Origin of the sequence: Winogradskyella tangerina (assembly GCF_003260205.1) — a bacterium.
GTDB lineage: Bacteria > Bacteroidota > Bacteroidia > Flavobacteriales > Flavobacteriaceae > Winogradskyella > Winogradskyella tangerina.
Map to the genome: position 1 here is coordinate 57,354 of NZ_QERF01000002.1, position 19,048 is coordinate 76,401.

The window sequence follows — 19,048 nt, forward strand, 5'->3', positions numbered from 1 at the left end:
AAGTTCTCATGATGTTTTTCGTTTTTTAATTGATTACACTTTATAGACGGCTAAAAAAGAAAAATGTTACAGTACTTTGCATAACATAGTAATGATTTAACAAATTTTAACTATTCAATCTGTAGAATAGGGGCAAGAAAAGGTGATGCTCAATGTGGAACTATCTCAGGAATACTAAAAGTTTAGTCGCGTTTTACCATTACTTCAGATACGGTAAATGGATAAGCGCTTTTTACTTTTTTAAATTCTGAATCTGTGATCTCATTAGGTGATTTATTAAATTTCACCCTTATATATGCTTCTCTCAGATCATAAAATGCCTTGGTAATTTCATCCTGAACCGAAATAAACAAATGGTATTTGGTTAAGGCATCATGACTTAATGAAATAACAGCTTCCTTTGGGTGATCTGACGAATCAGATTTTCCCTCACCATGACAATAGTCGCATTGGGATAAACCATTATTATCTACAAACGCCTTTACAAGGTTTTCAATATCTTCTAATTGCACCACTTTATCTTCGATAAATATTTCTTGTTCGTGGTTCAGTTCAATCCTTAGAATATTTCGCTCAGCCACTGTTCCTATACATTCATTAATGTCCAAGCATTCACTTGGTAATTGTCTTAGTATGCCTTTATCGGCCGAAATTGTGGTGGTCACTAAAAAGAAAATTAGTAGTAGAAAGGCAATGTCTGCCATGGAACCTGCGTTGACCGTCGCAGGTTGTCTTTGAAATGATCTCATAATGTAATTATTTAAAATGTTAATAATTTTTAAGTCACAAGAACAGTACCAATGTTGTTAAAGGTTATTAACAATTCAATAGAAAAACCCTTACAATATGCTATTTTTGCGAAATTAACATTCGACAGAATTAGTCTATGTCATCAGACACTATAAAAGAAACAGTTACAGAAAAAAGACTTTACGATTATCAGATCAAGGATTTGTATCGCATCTTTGATGTCATGGCCGAGGAATCTGCTGATTTTAATCTGCTATACCAGTTGCCAACTGGTGGTGGTAAAACTGTTATTTTTTCTGAAATTGTTCGTAGATACATAGAAAAGCACAAGAAGAAAGTTGTCATTCTTACGCATAGAATTGAATTGTGCAAGCAAACTTCAAATGTACTTTCTGGTTTTAAAGTTGAAAACAAAGTGATCAATAGTAAAGTGAAAACTTTACCAGATCAGGATGATTATCAGTGCTTTGTTGCAATGGTTGAAACCTTAAATAATCGTCTTTCAGATAAAGACTTTGAACTTAAGAATGTTGGTCTTGTGATTATTGATGAGGCGCATTATAATTCCTTCAGAAAACTATTCAAATTTTTTGAACATTGTTTTATCCTTGGTGTAACAGCAACACCTTTGAGTAGTAACATTAAACTACCCATGAAGGATAACTACGATAAATTGATCGTGGGTGATGATATCTCAACTTTGATAAGTAATGGGTTCTTAGCAAGTGCAGAATTATACCATTATGATGTTGGCTTAACCTCTTTAAAAATTGGAATCAACGGAGATTATACTGTAAAGTCTTCCGAAGCACTTTACACCAATAGCCTGATGCAGACCAAGCTTTTGTCGGCTTATGAAGAATTGGCAAAGGGCAAAAAAACCTTGATTTTCAATAACGGGATTTATACTTCAAAAGAAGTGTATTACACATTTAAAAAAGCAGGTTATAATGTTCAGCATTTAGATAATACAGCAAGTAAACAAGAACGAAAAGACATCTTGAAATGGTTTAAACATACACCTGATGCTGTATTAACCTCAGTTAGTATCTTAACTACAGGATTTGACGAACCTTCTGTGGAGTCTATAATTCTGAATAGGGCAACACGTTCTTTGACTTTATATTTTCAGATGATCGGTCGTGGTAGTCGTATTTTTAAAGATCGTACAACATTTCAGGTTATAGATCTTGGAAATAATGTGGCGCGATTTGGTTCATGGTCGCAACCAGTAGATTGGCAACATATATTTAAGTATCCAGATCTGTACTTGGAGAATATTATTGACGATGAAGATTTAGAGCGCGATTTCGTTTATGTGATGCCAGATGTTCTGAAAGAAAAATTTAAAAACTCAGAATCTTTAGAGTTTGATGTAAAAGCTGCCTACAAAGAAGCCATCGGTGCTGGAAAGAAGTCTTTCACGGTAATAGAACGTTCGATTGCCCAACATTCTCAAATTTGCATTGAGAATAGCGAAGATGTATACGATGCGCGGGCCTTGGCAAAATTACTTCAAGATGAAATTGCCTATAGAATTAAACAGTATTGTTATTGCATAATGAACAGTACTCAAAACTATAAAGACTGGTTATTTGATGAATATAACCGCAAGTTACGCATCAGTTTTAACGGTAAGTTTTAACGTTTTTTTGTAAGGAATTCCATTTTTTAGCGTTTATTTTGAAGTAGGTATGATTTTTGCAATAAAAAGTAAAAAGACCAAATACAATTGAATAGACCTTGAAAGCCTTTAAGTCCATATTACTCATTATCTTTATGTTAGGTGGCACTATTGTGTACGCCCAAGTGACTGATAAAGAAAAAAAGTCTATTCGTATTCCTGCTGAACCTTCCAAAACTAAAAAGGATTCACTACCAAAGAAAATAAAGGTTGCCCCTAAGCTTGAAAAGAAAGAAGACAAGGCTAGCGGAAAGGACGAAGAGAAAAAGAAATTCATTATTAAAGAATCTGAAAAGCCTTTTTCAATGATTGAAGAGGACGGGCTTAAAAGCCCGTCTGAAATATATGAAAAGCGATGGAGTAAAGATCTTCAAAAAGGTGGTGTAATTCAGACTATGTCAGATCAGTTTCTTGGTGAGCACCGCGTTGATACAAAGTTTGTTAATATCGTTTGCCGCGATCACGAATACCCAGATGGTGATCGTGTGCGCATTTACATTAACGGTTTAGTTGTAAAGGAAAACTTGTTGCTCAAGAGTGCTTACCGACGTGTAGAAGTTAATCTTACTCAAGGTAAAAATACAATAGAAATTGAGGCCTTAAATCAAGGAGACTCCGGTCCAAATACTGCTGAGTTTATTGTCTATGATGATAAAGGAACTGTGATTTCTTCCAAAGAGTGGAACCTTCTAACTGGTGTAAAAGCTATTATCGTTTTTCAAAATGAAAAGGTGACGATCAAGGAAAAAACACCTGAAGAAAAAGAAAGCGATAACGACGAAGCTTCTAATAATTAATGGCAACCACATCGCCTGGTTGCATAGTCTCTAGTTTATAATCACCAATTCTAACACGCACTAATCGTAAAGTAGGAAAGCCAACACTGGCAGTCATCTTCCGTACTTGCCTAAATTTTCCTTCAGTCAATGTTAAACTGATCCAAGAAGTCGGACCATGTTTTTCATCACGTACAAACCGATCATAAATATGAGTGGTATCAGTCAACAAGACTGCCTTGCAGTTTTTTGTCTGATGGGACTTTCCATTAACCGAAATTGTAACACCTTCTGATAATCTTCTAATTGATTCTTCATCAATGATGCCATCAACCATTACATGGTATTCCTTTTCGACCTTAGAACTTGTTATGTAGTTACTGAATTTACCATCAGTTGTAAGCAATAATAGACCTTCAGATTTTTCATCTAAACGTCCAACAGCCATAATACCATTAGCGAAATCATAAAACTCATTGAGTAGTTTTTTGTTTCGCCTTTTATTCTGATTATTAACGAATTGACTTAAATAGCCATAGGGTTTGTAAAATTTATAGTAGCTGCTCAAAATTATTTATGCTTGGTCGGCAAGATACTATTTGCACAAATTAATAGCAATTCGTCTCAATTATATGTCAATGGTCGATAATAAAATTCCCTCAAAGGAGAATTTCTGTAACTTCTATACTTTAAATACCTTGAGTATTTCATTTACAAGCTATTAATTAATCCATTGTACCTCGCCAATGACTTCTAAAACTACGCATTTGAAGGGCAACTTATTTATGCCTTTTTTTAATAGAATCAACCTTTTAATTTTACTTTTTCTCACTTCGTTATGGCTTACAACCTTGTCAGCACAAACAACTTGGACTGGCGCCGTAAGTACAGATTGGTTTGTGCCAGGTAATTGGAGTGATGGTATCCCAGACGCCAATGACGATGTAACAATTAGTACATCTGCGAATAACCCTGTAATTGCGACAACAACGGCAGTAGCAAATTCGATCTTGGTAGAATCGGGCACAACTTTAACCATTGACGCTTCAGGAACCTTGAATGTGGATCTTTTAAGTAGTGCAGTTACAAATTTTCCTGTTCGAGTTTTTGGAACAATGAATAATTCAGGAACGGTAACAATAGGCGCGGCAACTAGTGCTGGAGACCGAGGGCTAGTCATTGGTCAAGTTTCACCTGTTGAACCCGGTATATTTAATAACCTAACCGGAGCCGTATTGCAAATTGATAATTTTTCATTTATTGGAATTGCATTGTCAAATACAGTCGGAAATAGTTTTGTTAATGACGGTACCGTCGAAATAGGCATCACAGCGGGTTCTAGTCATGGTATATTTGGTGAAAATGGCACATTTGAAAATAATACTGATGGTGTGATTACTATGGATAATCTAACAGGAAATGGGCTTTGGTTATTTCAGAATTTCACTTTTAACAATAATGGAACAATTAATTCAGGATTAGATTCGATGTCAGCGGGTTCATTTGCTATTGATACAAGAGGTACGTTTAATAATCTTTCTGGAGGAATAATAGATATCTTTGGTTTTACCAATCGTGGCATATATAATAATAGTGGTACGGATATGGCTTTTCCTGCTGAATTTAACAACTCAGGAAGTATCTTTTTAAATGGACAAGCTGCAGCGTCTGTAGGTGCTTATGGTATTGTTGTGCAAGGGCAATATGCAACCTTTAATAACTTATCGAGCGGTACCATTGAAATAACAGATGTAACTACTATTGGAGTTGCTGCAGGTTTTGCAGGGGCTAATGATTTTGGTTCTGTATTTAATAATTCAGGAGATATAACAACACAAGGTATCGATGAGATACCAAATCAAGGTATTCGCTGCTGGGAAGGGACTTTTAATCATGATGCAGGAACGATCACGATTGATAATGTCTCAATACCAATTAGTATCTCTGCAGCACCAAGTTTTTTCGATAATTCATCAACCATAATTACACAAAATCTACCATTCGCCACAACAAATATTGTAAGTAGTCCTGAAGGACAATTTGTTCACAACACTGGCGGATTAATCAATGGCTTTGGTCAGATCAATGCAGGCGATTTTACCAATAGTGGTGGCGCTTTCACACCTGGTGAGCCTTACGGTATCATTAGATTTAACGGTAACGCAGATCTGAGTAATGCAACAATCAATATCGATGTTAATGGAAGCTCTGCTGCTGGAACGGATTACGATAAAATTGAAAATAACCCATTTGGTGATGACACCATCACCATAGGAGGAGTTTTAAATCTGAATATAACATTTTCCCCAACAACAGATTTGGAATATATAACCATTATTGAAGCTGGTTCTGAAGTCATCGGTGAATTTTCTACTGTAAATGGACTTCCTCCATTAGAATGGGAACTCCTTTATAATTTTCCATCGAGCGGTGATGTTACCTTAGAATTTGGTGCAATCAACAGTATCCAATCTGGTGCTTTTAGCGACCCTAGTACTTGGGCCGATGGCGTCGTACCTGATTTAAACAGACCTGCTGTTGTTGAGGATGGTCATGTTGTAACGCTCGATACTGGTCAATCTTTTGAAGTGGCTCGCTTACAGATTAGTGAAACTGCTTCAGTCGTTGTCCCAGAATCCTCTTCCTTGGTTGTAAATGCATCGATGGGAACCTCTATAATTAATTCGGGAAATCTCGACTTAGGCGGAACTATAGACATTAATGATTCGTCATCTATAGGAATAGATAATGAGGGTACAATAAGTGTTACAGGAACAGCTACAACCACAGCTGTTGTAGATATTTCGAACTCTGGAACTACGGCGTTCGTTAATAGTGGTACCTTAAATATTAATGACTTTGCAACCGTAAATATAAATGGTGCTATGGTAGGATTAGAAACTAGTGGTTTTATTGATATTAGTTTGGATGGTTTATTGGATATTGACTTTACCACAGAATCAGGAATCATTACTGAATCGGGTTCTGAATTTTATAACAATGGACAAACCTTAATTGGTAGAGATCCTAGTGCAACCAATACTACAGGTCTTTATGGCATTGATCATTTAGGCTATTTTATAACTTCAGCAACCGGATTGTTAGAAATTGAAGGTGCTTCAGACACACAAATACTTATGCCTTCTGTATCAACGACTAGACAAGGCACTTTAGATGGACAATTTGGAAATGAAGGTGAATCCTCAGTATTTGGACAACAGACTAATGCCGTTGAACAAGGTGATAATCCAACTGCGGTAAAAGGGAAATATAAACATGTTCTTAAAAAGCGCCCAACACCAAATCCTGGTAGAAGTAATAGTTCTAATTCTCAGTTTTTTAATCAAATACTTTCACTATTGAGAGGTGATGGTATTGTTGAGTCCGATATTACCTTCTTAAATGGTGGTATCATTTCGCCAGGATTTACAAACGGTGACGAAGGAATACTTGTTTTCGATGGCGATGAGGACTTTTCGAATGTTACGCTTAAAATCGATGTAAATGGAAAAACATTAAAAGGTACTGACTACGATCTAATTGCCTTGATTGGTACAACAACTTTAGGTGGTGAATTAGATGTAGATATTACATACACACCAGAAATTGGTGATATAATTACGTTTATTGAATCAGATGACGTTATCGATATTTTTGATGAGCCAATTTTACCAGCTAATTGGAATATTAGATATAACTATCCTAATCAAGGTGATGTGTCACTGGAGTTTGGAGTGCTGTCCATTGACGACAATGGTTTGGATACGATTAAGATCTATTCAGATTCTAAGTCTGAAAGTATTGTGATCTATGGTAATCTACCGGCGCCAACAGAGGTAGAATTATACGACATTACAGGACGATTAATTCTGAATAAAGGCTTAGAGCTAAGCACTAATTATAATCCAATAAATGTCGCTAAAATTGCTTCTGGCACTTATATTGTGAAGTTGAAATCCGATTCAAATTCAGAAAGAACACAAAAAATAATAATCAATTAATATAATGATAGCCGCATCTAGATAATTCTAGGTGTGGCTTTTTACCACCAAGTAATAAAGCATTTTTGAATCTCATTATGCGTGTTTTTAATCCAGCATAAAGGAGACTGGTTTCTTTCAATGTATTCAAGAATTGCTGATTGCGCTTCTTCAAATTTTAACCACACAACAGAATCAACAGGTTCTTTTAGCCATTCTAGTTTTTCCGGAATATAGAATAGATGCTCCTGAAGCATTTCCAAGTTATCAAATCCCAAATGCCAACCATAAATACATTGAGTATTTAAAGGCTTATTGTCGGTTAATTTTTGATGATACGGTAAATATAATTGCGCTTTAAGATTTACAAACTGCTGAAAATTATCAGGATTTAAAGAATGCTTTTGAAGCACCTCTCGTGTTTCCTTCCGATAGAGTAGTGGCAACTGTTTATCTCTTAACTTTTCGATTTTAAACAACAAACTATCGTTGCGATTCGGACCTATCCACGGTGTAATTGCATCATTATAATTTTGTGTATGGTCGAATAAATAGAATTTGTAAGCAATCTCTAAATGAATAGGTTGGCTATCTTTAAGAAATAAGAAATCTAGCTCACCAATAGTTTGTTTATCACGGTTAATTTTCGTATTTTCTGATATAATTTCAATACCCGTTTGCTTTTTTAATTGGAAGCTGGTATACGCTTCTATCCATTTCCCCAAGCGCAGAGGTTTTGACTTAGGTTCAGTAATAAAGTTAACGTTGGTATTCTGAATATGAAACTGCTTCAAACTGAAGAGTTCATCAGTAGTCCACAGCTTAGGTGTGTTTTGAAATCCTTCAAATAGTGCTTTGTGATCGATAGACTTTTTCAAGTTTTGCTTATTACTTCATTGCGTTTCAAAAATATCGAAAACCTAACTATTATCATGTTTTTTATTTCAAACTAAAAGTACCTTTAAGGATACAATTTCAAGGAGGTATAATTTCCAAAATTTAAATGTTTATGAAAGTATTCGATAATAAACACATCAAAAATGTGGCCTTTGTTGGTGCTCATCGCTCTGGCAAAACCACATTATCTGAAACCATGCTTTTTGAAGCTGGTTTAATAAATAGAAGAGGTACTGTAGAGCAACAAAATACAGTATCGGATTATCACGAATTTGAGCACCGTAGAGGTGCTTCTGTTTTTGCCACCCCTTTACACACCGAATGGCGAAACTACAAGATCAATATAATTGACACACCTGGTTTAGACGATTTCATTGGCGAAATTATGTCATCGATAAGAGTAGCCGATACTATTGTTACCGTCATCAACGCTAAACATGGTGCAGACATTGGTACTGAAATTATCTGGAATTATGTAGATAAATATCACAAGCCAACACTTTTTGTCATCAATAAAATTGATAGTGAAAAAGCAAACTACGAGATGAGTGTGAACAGTTTGAAAGAACTCGTTGGAAATAACGCCGTCTTAGTTCAGTATCCTATTAAACTCGATGGTGCACAATGTATTATTGATGTATTAAAAATGAAGTGCTATAAGTTTGGTCCAGAAGGCGGTAAACCTGAAAAGTTACCTATTCCTGAAGACCAATTAGATTATGCGGAACAACTTCATAATGAGCTGGTAGAAAAGGCCGCAGAGAATGATGAAGAACTTATGGAGCTTTATTTTGATAAAGGCACTTTAAATGAAGCTGAATTACGTCAGGGTATTAAATTAGGAATGCTAAATCACGATTTCTTTCCTGTATTTTGCGTATCAGCCTTAAATGATATGGGTACAGGTCGTTTGATGGGCTTTATTGATAACGTCGCGCCTGCAGCGGCAGACCTAAAGCCAGAACAAACTTTAGAAGGTGATCTCATTAAACCTGAGGTTGACGCTGACACCTCACTTTTTGTTTTTAAAACCATCTATCAACCTAGTCTAGGACAGGTTACATTTTTTAAGGTGAAATCTGGTGAGGTAAAGGTTAATGACAAACTATTCAACACACGAACTGGTGAATCTGAAACCTTAAACCAACTCTACATAATGGATGGTAAGGAAAAGCATTCAGTTCAGAAATTAACCACAGGTGATATTGGCGCCACCACTAAGTTAAAATACACTGAAACCAACGATACATTGGCTTCAACCCCTGAAGGCGGGACGATTAAACCAATTAAATTCCCGCAACCGCGACTTGTAAAAGCTGTCTTTGCCGAAACACCAAGTGAAGAAGAAAAGCTTAGTGAAGCACTAAAACGTATCCACAGTCAGGATTTAACGGTAGATCTAAGTTATAATAACGAAACGCATCAGACCTTAGTAGGAACACAGGGCGAATTACACCTTTCAACTTTGATTTGGCTCTTAGAAAACATTTATGATGTAAAAGCAAGATTTGAATCACCATTAATTTCCTATCGGGAAACCATTCAACGAAGTGCCACAGCAAATTACAGACATAAGAAGCAGAGTGGAGGTGCAGGGCAATTTGGTCAGGTGCATTTAAAAATAGAACCTTATTATGAAGGTATGCCTGAGCCCGAAGGATTTTCGATAAGAGGTAAGGAAGAAGTTAATTTGCCATGGGATGGTAAATTAATATTCTACAATTGCATTGTTGGTGGTGTAATCGATCAACGTTATTTACCATCAATAATGAAAGGTGTTCTCGAAGTTATGGAATCTGGCCCATTAACCAAGTCTTACATCAGAGATGTTAGAGTTATGGTTTATGACGGTAAGATGCACTCTGTCGACTCTAATGATATTTCGTTTAAGATCGCAGGTTCTCATGCATTTAAGGAAGCATTCTTAAATGCTAATCCGAAGTTACTTGAACCAATAGAGCAAATGGAACTTCGAGCGCCAGAGCTTATGGTAGGAAATGTTATGACCGAACTTCAAAGTCGACGCGCTGTTATTCAAGGAATTGAAACAGAGGCTCATTATCAAATATTGAAGTGTACCATTCCAACGTCTGAATTATCAGATTTTTCGACGCAACTTCGATCACTCACTCAAGGTAGAGCGACTTATACCACCAAGTTTAGTGGTTACAATGCTGTACCTGGACATATTCAGAAAGAATTAGTAAAAAAACAAGAATTAATAACCACATAAAACGACCGAGATATGCAAACTAAATTAATGTATTTAAGCGATTTAAGGTTCAATATAGATACATGGAAACGTGAATTAAGATTTCATTTCAATGAAATGGACACCTTTGAAGAGAAGTTAGAGGAAATTGTTAAACGTGAACAAGATCCTATGAACTTGATAAAACTTGAAGTTTTTCAAAACAGAATAATGATTGAAAAAGACGCGATCTCCAAATTATTGCACCGTTGTAGAAATAAGATTGCTAATATTAATAATGTAGATTTTAATGAAAATATAGATGGACGCCTTCAAAATGAACAGCGCACATTAAAAGAAGATATGCGAACGTATATAAAATTGCACTACGATCTTAAAGAAGAAATGATGGATTACTTTTTAGAAGTACTCTAGCTTTTGCTTTAACTAACTCAATTAAAAAAAGCCACGATATTAATCGTGGCTTTTTAATTTTATAGGATTGCATCACCTAATGATCAGTTTTTCGATCCGTTTTTGGTTAGCTGTATTATTTAGTTCGATAATATAAACCCCAGAAACAATTGTAGATGCATCAATTACTTGTCTTAAGGAATTAACATCTAGAGCATTATTTAGAATTACTTTTCCATTGATATCATACAATGTGAAATTGGTATCGAATGGAAGCTGCCCGTTTATAATGATTGTTTTATCCTTTTGGTTAGCAAATATTTCTAATTGATCGATTGGCGATTCAGAAACACTTAGTGCATTTCCTTCAAACCTTAAATAGAATCGTCCTTGCCCAGAAATATCACTTTGTGCCGTAAATACATAATTAGTATCGTTTAATAATGTGAATGTATTATTCTGAGTATCTTCTAAGTAAACATTAATATCTGAAGGTAAATCAGTCTCTGCAATACTAAAGGTAATGGCCTGTCCCTGATCTGCATTTACTCCAAGAGGAATGATAACATTATCTATTGCCGTTTCTGACATGGCTTGAATCGTAAATGGTAAACCACCAGTTATATCTTCAACTAAAATAGAATACAATGAAAAATCTGGTGCTGCTCCATTAAATATAGCGGCGTCGTATCCTGGATCTAAGCCAAGAGTAGCATTTTCATTAAAATAAAAGTCTGTACTGTATGCCGAAGACTCTGCTTCGATTCTCAATTTTAAGAACCCATGATGTGGCGATGAACTCGAGTTTCTTCCTAATATGAAATCATCATCAGTGCCCGTCACTCTCATATTTGGATTGAAGGTTACTGTTCCACCTCCAGATTTACTCTTCACGAAGAAACCTTGTCCGGGAGCGACTATTCTACCTGTTGTAGCATTATTTAAAACTGTCCATCCATCAGAAGCGTTGCCGTCATAACCATAAATTGCTTGGTACGAATTAAGATCGAGCTCTGCACTGTTTTGACTGAAGAACATATCGAAATCTAAATAGGCAGTATATGGATTACCAATTAAATTCCAACCTTCAAACGACGTTCCAGCCGTTGTAAGCGAAGTATTTACAACACCAGACTCAATTTCACCAGTAAAAGTAAAAGTGGTTCCGTGTGTTCCATCTTCTGAACTATCTCTTGCTGCTCTGAAACCGACTCCAGAGGTTAAAGGTGAAGCACCATTAACGGTAATATCATAGATCTCATAACTACTTGTCGATTCGTTAAACGGACCAAACAACTTTTGATTTGTATTACCCGGATTCTCAAATATATTAGGATTATCTGTGGCAAAATTACCGAAGGTTTGATTTTTCAACGGTGTTGAAATCAGGTCATTACCAGTAGATCCATTAAAGGCATTGACATGTCTCTTATATTTTATGGTACCGGTCGTAGTGCCAGTAACAATTAAACTAGAATATTTATCTGAAACTGAATTTAAAGTGACATCGCCAATTATAGTGAGGTTTCCATTAACGGTTAAACTTCCACCTTCCATAATTTCAATACTTCCTGAAGCAGGAACCGTATGATCACCATTCATTACCATATTCTCATCTTCACCAATGATAATATCATCACACTCTGCTGGTGCAGTGAATACGGTTGCATTACTTAAGTATAATGACTTAAAGCCATCGGTGAATTCTGCTGTAACTTCAACATCGAGTCCGTCTGAATCCAATCCTGTAAGTGTAATTGTTTGCGGACTAGTTGTAATAGGGAAGGTCTGACCATTTACAACCAAATCACCAGTTTCTGGTGGATTCGAATAGGTAACAACTAATTCTTGAGTATAAGTATTATCGGCAGAATCACAAGCAGTTTGTGCACCTGCAACCACACTATCTATAGTAGTTTGAGCATCAAACGGTAGGAATTGAAACATGGTTGCTTTTGGTTCAGTAGCCGTGTCATCTCCACCATAACGCGTTGTTCCGCCGCGACCTCTAACATGAATACTTACCAAGTCGTTTACACCATCACTGTATAATTGAACGCGAACAGCATCTGCAAGCTTCGGAGCTTCATTAGAACCATCCCATTCATAAATACCATTATCTATCCATCCACCTGTTCCTTCTTCAATTGTGATCCAACTACCATTATTTAAATAGCTTACGCGCCACATTGTATTTGGCTGCGGCTGATTTGGAAAACATCCACCGATGGTAATGTAATTTACAAATTGAGGGTTTGGCCAATCTACACGCCAGTAAAATCCATTATCAGCATCAACAGTTCCAAGATTTTGTTGGAATGCCACACCATATTCGGCAAAATTTGAACTTTCTTTGTAATCACCTACAGAAGGATCATAGAGAATGTCGATAAGATCACCACGGCCTGTACCTTGCGCGACAGAACTACTCAACTGAGCATTCGGCAAGAGAGCCAAATTGATAAATGGGTTAGGACCATTATCTTCGTTTATTGTTTCAGCATCTAATTGATTAATCCATTGTTCTATTAAGTCTACAGCTGGTTGATCGAGAATAGACTTTGCAAGTGGAGGCATCATTATTGCCGGATCCACACTATTCATTCTATGGAATAAAATAGACTTTGACGCATCACCAGCAAATAGAATTTCTTCATTCGGATCAATGCCAAGTGGACTTAAAATTCCGGCAGTTAATAATTCGGTTGCTTCTAGATTGTTATAATATCTAAGATCAAATTCTGCTCTGTTATCCGTATCATGTCTATGACAATAAGCACAGTTTAGATCGAGATATGATCTCGCCTTTTCATTCAGAGTAGCATTGGTGTCATCTAGTCTTTTATTTGTAATTATATCTGGTGTATCTGCGTCAGTAATGGTTTCATTTAGTATTCCTAAATGACTCATAGTCACTAACTGATTTGCGGTTAACCCAGTTTCGGCATAAGTATAATCTGTATTCAGATATCTTGTTTTAAGTCCTAAGGCGCCTTTGTTGGCTGTATTATGACATTCAATACATTGCGAATTTGAAGGATACAACCAGGTTTGGGTTCTTGTACCTCCACCAACAGTAGCAATATCAACATCTTCCTCTAAACTTGAAGCCTGGAGTATAGCATCTGTTTCGGTCTCGTTCCAATTATAGGTCAGATAGTACATATCACCATTTTGGTCTACAACAGACAATCTTGTTTCAATTTTCTTGGTGATATTAGGGTCATTGTCATCAACTTTAAGATCAAAGTGTTTAACAATTACAGTTCCCGGAGGAAAATCCCAGTCGTCATATTCTGAATAATCAATTTGCTCGCTAGTGCCGGAGTGAACACCATCATTATTTGGTACAGCGATCCAACGTCTTTTCAAAGCCCCATCTGACCAGAATGACTCGTAAAGTTCATAGGGTACAAAACCATCAACTACATCGAGTGTATTCATATCTGTAAAAACACCGGTCTGTGAAAGCATCTGAGGAGGCGCCGTAAAATTCGGGTCATTGTCAATGAGCTTATAAATATTTGTACTAAACCCTAAACGAAGTAGAAATAATTCACCTTCGTCATCTTCACCAAATGAAATGATATCTTGTGGTAAAAAGGTGGCGATTTCGTTGTATTCACCAGTTGCGACATCTACAGAAAAGATTTCATCACCACTACCATAATCAGAACAGATATATCTACCATAAAGTTCTGGAATAGCAGTACCTCGGTATACAAATCCACCAGTAATAGAATTGGCATCAGTAGGGCTAAAGGCTACTAACGGACCAGTATGGTCCATCTCATTGAAGAGATCTGAATAACAACCTGGACCAGCAATATTGCCTTCAAACAGTGGCCAACCAAAATTTGCACCAGCATTTACGACATTAATTTCTTCGTGAGTGTTAAGTCCAACATCACCAATATAAAATTCACCTGTAAAACTATCCTTGGTCATTCTAAATGGATTCCGAAGACCTATTGCATAGTATTCCTCAAAGAAATCACCAACTTGATAAACATCATTTGGATTTTGGGTCGTTAAATCGGGTTGCCCATATAAGTTTGTCGTAGAACCAGGTGTAGAATCACAAAATGGATTATCGTTCGGAATCCAATATTCAACACCAGTTATTTCATCAGAATGACCAGCATCTGTAGGTTTTACTCTCACAGGAGGGTGACTCTTGGTTGGATCTTTATCGACATCTATTCTTAACAAACCACCAGAAAGATTATCTGCAATATCCTGAGAACGCTGCCATGATGCCTGATCACCAGTTGTTAGATATAAGAAACCGTCGTCACCGAATTCTAAACCTCCACCATAATGTGTAGTTCCATACATTCTATTCTTCATGATCGTTGTTCTTGAATTAGCAACAAATCCCATGGTTGCCGGATCAACTTCAAAACGTTCAAGAATTAAGAAATTACCCTGATATTCACTTTCCCCATAAGTACAACCTTGATTGGTATATTGCCCAAATCCAGGCGAGTCTTGTCCTAATGAATTTTTAGTGGCGTAATAGACATATATATAATTCTTTGGATTGGTGGAAGCATCAAAATCTGGATGAACCGCCATGCCTAAAAATCCACCATCAGAAACGAGTCCAACTTCACCAGAGAGATCAAGTAATGTATTTTTAACGGTAGTGGCTTCATCATCGTCAAACCAATAAATAACACCGTTAAGCTGACCAATAATCACCTTATCTCTCGAGTCGATATGCTTGTAAGTAATTGGATAGAAAAAGGTGAGGTTAGGAAAGGCCACTCTGTAGGTAGCATCAATATCTAAATCTGCACCAACAGGTAACATATTATTTGCATAAGGACCGATCACTTTTGGAGACGGCAGACCAGAACCTGAAAAATAATGAGAATAGCTAAATAGTAAAACAGATGAAATTGCAACTAGAGCAATTCGTATTCGAAACGATTTGGGTATAAAATATCTTATTATACTTCCAATAGGTTTTTTGGAAATAATACCTTTCATGTTAAATTGATTAATAGCGAGTAAATAAATTAATAGCGATACTAATGTATAATAACTCTGTAATAATTAATCAATTAATCGATGATAACATATTAAATCCGTTAAAGTTAGCTAGGATGAAAATTGTGTGTTACTTATAGAATAAAAGCTTAGACAAAACACTTAAATTAATAAGAAAAGAACTACTGTATTTGTTAATTATTTTAATTGCAATTCTAGAATACGCTAATTCTTATCACAATGATTTGCAGTAAGTTGTATCGTTTGAAGTTGATTCCAAATAGTGCTTTGATAATCTAAGGTTGAAATACGAAACAGCAACATGTATTTATTCTGATCTATACAGTAAAAGGACTCAACCTTAGCATACAAAGTGATGATTTTCTTAGTAAAAAAGGCATCATACACCTTCATAATACCTTTGAAATTTAGCGCATCTGAACTATCCTCATCTATCTCAAATTTGATCTCAGAATCTGGCACTGTAACTGACTGGTCTTTATTTACAGCAGTCATTAAACCATCGTAATACAAGGCCATATATTCATTCAACATTGAAGCATTTGGAGGCTCTTCTAAATTAATATTCCAGACAAATGCATAGGTAAAAAATGAATCACCCTTAGGATCATTCCAACCCTTAGCAAAGCGAATATCTTCGTAGCCTTCGTAATCGATCTCAGGCGCAAAACCCAAAGGAAACATAATGAGTTCTTTAGACCACGTACTATCAGCAACAAGTATTTCTTTATCCTTATGATCTTGCGCAAACGCTGAAAACGAATAGAGTAGTGCTAATAGTACGAAGAACTGTTTCATTTTTTTAAAGACTTAAAGTGACCTCAAATCCTATTCCGTCTGCAATGGCACCATCTCTGATCTTGCTGTTATAGTCAATACCCCAACGCTGTCTGTCGATCTTAAATTTTGTAGTCATTTGTTGTTTATCATAATCAACTTTCGCCTGAAAGTTTATGGGTAAGGTAATACCTTTTATAGTAAGATCTGCACTGATCTTCATATTTGTTTGGTCATGATATTTAACGTTTGTGATCACCAATTTGGCCGTTGGGAAATTTTCAACTTCAAAAAAGTCTTCATGTTTAAGGTGATCAACTAAGCTCGCATTTCCTTCTTCATCCTCAATATCTAGGCAAACAATAGAATTCATATCGATAATAAATTCACCGCCTGAAATAACATCACCAGTTTTAATGAAATGACCTTCAGAGAAACTAATTGTACCGTTATGACCTCCAAAGTAAAATGAATATTCCCCAGTCCATTTGAGCTCACTCTTCGAAGTATTGATCTCTAATTTTTCCTGGCCATAAACAAAAGCTGAAGAAAGGATAATAAATGTTAAGCATTGAAATAATTTTCTCATGATATAGATTTTTGATTTATTGATGGAGTAAAACTAGAGGCCACACGCTTAGCGAATGTCAAAAAAGTGTAAAAGAAGTGTCAAAGCCTTGCAAAATTTATAGGAAAAATTGGTTATTTGTAAGTACTATGAAATTCCGCCTAATCATTAAATTCATAATTGTTGCTTTAATTGTCTGTTTATCGTCGTGTATGGCTGATAAAGATGATTTTTCTAAACAAGTAAAAATTGCTTTACGCGATGCAGGGAATAAGTTATTGTTAAGTGAAAATGATTCTACTTCTTTAATCTTACCTGTAAAGAAATTACAGGCTAATAAATACCAATTAGCTTTTAATGCGCCACTTACTTTTGAACCTAATATACTCGTAAGCCAAATAGAAAGTAGCTTTAAAGCTTCTAATTTACCTGAACACTATATTGTAGAAGTCATTCAGTGTGAAGACCAAGAGGTGGCTTACAGTTATCAAATGACGGCTGTGCTAGAAAGCACAATTATTCCTTGTACAAGTCGCTTCTTACCAAAGGCCTGTTATTATATTGAAGTTGATTTTTTCAAAAGGGCAGTACCCAATTCTAAATATAATTTTGTTCTAGGTGCAATTATTGCCTCATTCGTGGCCTTGGTATTGTTCTTATGGTACAAGAGAATCTATTTAAAACGGCATGAACAAGAAGTTATCAATTATGAATCTATTGGTAGTTTTAAGTTTTATCCTGAGCAAAATAAACTGATTAAAGAAGCTGAGGAAATTGCGCTGTCGAAAAAGGAATGTGAGTTATTGGCGCTATTTATTGAACGTCCTAATGAAGTTATTAAGCGCGACGAGCTCACCAAAAAAGTATGGGAAGACAACGGCGTATTTGTAGGTCGAAGTCTAGATACTTATATATCCAAATTACGTAAAAAACTTAAATCAGACACCTCCATTAAACTGACCAATGTTCATGGTGTAGGGTATAAGCTCGAAATTCTATAACCTATAATAACTCTGACTCGTACCTTTAGTACACGGACAGTTACTAGCACTTTGCAGTAAATTCAATCCGATAGTAATGACGTGTGTCCCAGAATTAAATCCTGAAAGATCATTAAACGTCATTTGGTAAGAATAGGCAAAATAAAGCTTGTTATGTAAAATTCCGGCCATTGGTCCAAGATTCAAAGGATCTAAAAATTGATCATTAAGGAATCGATATGAAGCTCCAATCCAGTAATAATCGCCATTTCGATTGAATTTACGGTATTTAAAATTCAAATCAGTTGCAGAACGATTATCACTATCAAAAAACTGAAAGAAAACAGAAGGTTCAAATTCTACATTTTTATTGCTTTTCGGTGTGATGACATATCCCGTGTAAAGTTGATAATTCAAAAGTAGGCGAGGCTCAATCCCACCTGTAAAATCATCAATATCTTTAGATACTAAGTTGTTGGCATTAAAACTCAAATAGAAATTATTCCAACGGTAAAGCAAACCAGCATCAAAATTATTATTGTTTATCGCTCTGTCGCCATTAATCGCTGGATCGAGGATCGGGATTTCATAAGTGGTATTAAAATTTTCGATATCAATTCTGAAATTGTTAATATTATAAGAAATACCAAATGAAAGGTATTGCTTCGATTTCCAATCTAGGATTAAATGATGGGCAAATGATAGCTTAAGACCTTTCTGTCTTGTATTACCATTCTTATCATTATAGGCTGAAAATCCAATCCCTGATCGGTTTGAAATCCTGAAGTCTGCATAAAGCGATTGATTGTCTGGGGCGTTTTTAATACCAACCCATTGTGTTAAACCATTGGCTCTAATTTTTAAATTATCACCAATACCTGCATAAGTAGGCGAGATCACAAAATCGTTATCTGCCAAATATTGGGTCCATACAGGTAAGTTTAACTCTTGACTAAAGCCTTGAGCTGAAATCAGAAATATAATATATAGTAAAATTCTTTTCATCTTAGTAGGT

The 19,048-nt window shown here is 35.8% G+C and carries 13 protein-coding genes; 6 read left to right on the forward strand and 7 right to left on the reverse strand.

Features of this window, described 5'->3' with window-relative positions; all coding sequences use genetic code 11:
• Positions 1-182: 182 nt before the first annotated feature.
• Positions 183-749 (reverse strand): ExbD/TolR family protein, encoded by a 567-nt coding sequence (locus DDY94_RS03015; RefSeq protein WP_111682567.1) that lies wholly within the window; start codon positions 747-749, stop codon positions 183-185.
• Positions 750-886: 137 nt separating this feature from the next.
• On the opposite strand from DDY94_RS03015, the gene DDY94_RS03020 reads away from it, so the two are divergent.
• On the forward strand, positions 887-2,395 hold the full coding sequence (locus tag DDY94_RS03020) for a DEAD/DEAH box helicase (RefSeq protein WP_111682568.1): 1,509 nt from the start codon (positions 887-889) through the stop codon (positions 2,393-2,395).
• A gap of 98 nt (positions 2,396-2,493) precedes the next feature.
• The gene (locus DDY94_RS03025; protein ID WP_157957226.1) at positions 2,494-3,231 is read left to right on the forward strand and encodes a hypothetical protein; all 738 of its coding nucleotides are present in this window, start codon (positions 2,494-2,496) and stop codon (positions 3,229-3,231) included.
• Here DDY94_RS03025 and DDY94_RS03030 read toward each other — a convergent pair.
• Positions 3,221-3,778, reverse strand: a complete 558-nt coding sequence (locus tag DDY94_RS03030) for a pseudouridine synthase (protein ID WP_394347005.1) — start codon at positions 3,776-3,778, stop codon at positions 3,221-3,223. The genes DDY94_RS03025 and DDY94_RS03030 overlap by 11 nt on opposite strands.
• Positions 3,779-4,061: 283 nt before the next feature.
• On the opposite strand from DDY94_RS03030, the gene DDY94_RS03035 reads away from it, so the two are divergent.
• Complete coding sequence (locus DDY94_RS03035; protein ID WP_157957227.1) at positions 4,062-7,211, forward strand: beta strand repeat-containing protein; 3,150 nt, start codon at positions 4,062-4,064, stop codon at positions 7,209-7,211.
• A 41-nt stretch (positions 7,212-7,252) separates the two neighbouring features.
• Here the strand turns inward: DDY94_RS03035 and DDY94_RS03040 are convergent, their stop codons facing one another.
• The gene (locus DDY94_RS03040) at positions 7,253-8,068 is read right to left on the reverse strand and encodes a DUF1853 family protein (RefSeq protein ID WP_111682572.1); all 816 of its coding nucleotides are present in this window, start codon (positions 8,066-8,068) and stop codon (positions 7,253-7,255) included.
• A gap of 131 nt (positions 8,069-8,199) precedes the next feature.
• Here DDY94_RS03040 and DDY94_RS03045 point away from each other — a divergent pair, with 131 nt between their 5' ends.
• A complete protein-coding gene (locus DDY94_RS03045) occupies positions 8,200-10,320 on the forward strand; it encodes an elongation factor G (RefSeq protein ID WP_111682573.1) in 2,121 nt (706 codons plus the stop codon).
• A 12-nt stretch (positions 10,321-10,332) separates the two neighbouring features.
• Positions 10,333-10,713, forward strand: coding sequence for a hypothetical protein (locus DDY94_RS03050; RefSeq protein WP_111682574.1), 381 nt, complete (start codon positions 10,333-10,335; stop codon positions 10,711-10,713).
• A gap of 72 nt (positions 10,714-10,785) precedes the next feature.
• On the opposite strand, the gene DDY94_RS03055 is transcribed toward DDY94_RS03050, so the two are convergent.
• From DDY94_RS03055 to DDY94_RS03065, 3 genes are all read right to left on the reverse strand, one after another.
• A complete protein-coding gene (locus DDY94_RS03055) occupies positions 10,786-15,687 on the reverse strand; it encodes a PQQ-dependent sugar dehydrogenase (protein ID WP_111682575.1) in 4,902 nt (1,633 codons plus the stop codon).
• Between the two features lie 225 nt (positions 15,688-15,912).
• Positions 15,913-16,506, reverse strand: a complete 594-nt coding sequence (locus DDY94_RS03060; protein ID WP_111682576.1) for a hypothetical protein — start codon at positions 16,504-16,506, stop codon at positions 15,913-15,915.
• A 4-nt stretch (positions 16,507-16,510) separates the two neighbouring features.
• Positions 16,511-17,074, reverse strand: a complete 564-nt coding sequence (locus tag DDY94_RS03065) for a YceI family protein (protein WP_111682577.1) — start codon at positions 17,072-17,074, stop codon at positions 16,511-16,513.
• Between the two features lie 191 nt (positions 17,075-17,265).
• Between DDY94_RS03065 and DDY94_RS03070 the strand changes: the two genes are divergently transcribed.
• Positions 17,266-18,054 (forward strand): winged helix-turn-helix domain-containing protein, encoded by a 789-nt coding sequence (locus DDY94_RS03070; RefSeq protein ID WP_232817808.1) that lies wholly within the window; start codon positions 17,266-17,268, stop codon positions 18,052-18,054.
• Here the strand turns inward: DDY94_RS03070 and DDY94_RS03075 are convergent.
• Positions 18,049-19,038 (reverse strand): PorP/SprF family type IX secretion system membrane protein, encoded by a 990-nt coding sequence (locus DDY94_RS03075; protein WP_111682579.1) that lies wholly within the window; start codon positions 19,036-19,038, stop codon positions 18,049-18,051. The two genes, DDY94_RS03070 and DDY94_RS03075, sit on opposite strands and share 6 nt — an antisense overlap.
• Positions 19,039-19,048: the final 10 nt, after the last annotated feature.

What these genes read in the sequence shown, in the direction of transcription:
- DDY94_RS03015 (WP_111682567.1), bottom strand. Translation starts at nt 749, where the DNA reads ATGAGATCATTTCAAAGACAACCTGCGACGGTCAACGCAGGTTCCATG.
- DDY94_RS03020 (WP_111682568.1), top strand. Translation starts at nt 887, where the DNA reads ATGTCATCAGACACTATAAAAGAAACAGTTACAGAAAAAAGACTTTAC.
- DDY94_RS03045 (WP_111682573.1), top strand. Translation starts at nt 8,200, where the DNA reads ATGAAAGTATTCGATAATAAACACATCAAAAATGTGGCCTTTGTTGGT.
- DDY94_RS03050 (WP_111682574.1), top strand. Translation starts at nt 10,333, where the DNA reads ATGCAAACTAAATTAATGTATTTAAGCGATTTAAGGTTCAATATAGAT.
- DDY94_RS03055 (WP_111682575.1), bottom strand. Translation starts at nt 15,687, where the DNA reads ATGAAAGGTATTATTTCCAAAAAACCTATTGGAAGTATAATAAGATAT.
- DDY94_RS03060 (WP_111682576.1), bottom strand. Translation starts at nt 16,506, where the DNA reads ATGAAACAGTTCTTCGTACTATTAGCACTACTCTATTCGTTTTCAGCG.
- DDY94_RS03065 (WP_111682577.1), bottom strand. Translation starts at nt 17,074, where the DNA reads ATGAGAAAATTATTTCAATGCTTAACATTTATTATCCTTTCTTCAGCT.
- DDY94_RS03070 (WP_232817808.1), top strand. Translation starts at nt 17,266, where the DNA reads ATGGCTGATAAAGATGATTTTTCTAAACAAGTAAAAATTGCTTTACGC.
- DDY94_RS03075 (WP_111682579.1), bottom strand. Translation starts at nt 19,038, where the DNA reads ATGAAAAGAATTTTACTATATATTATATTTCTGATTTCAGCTCAAGGC.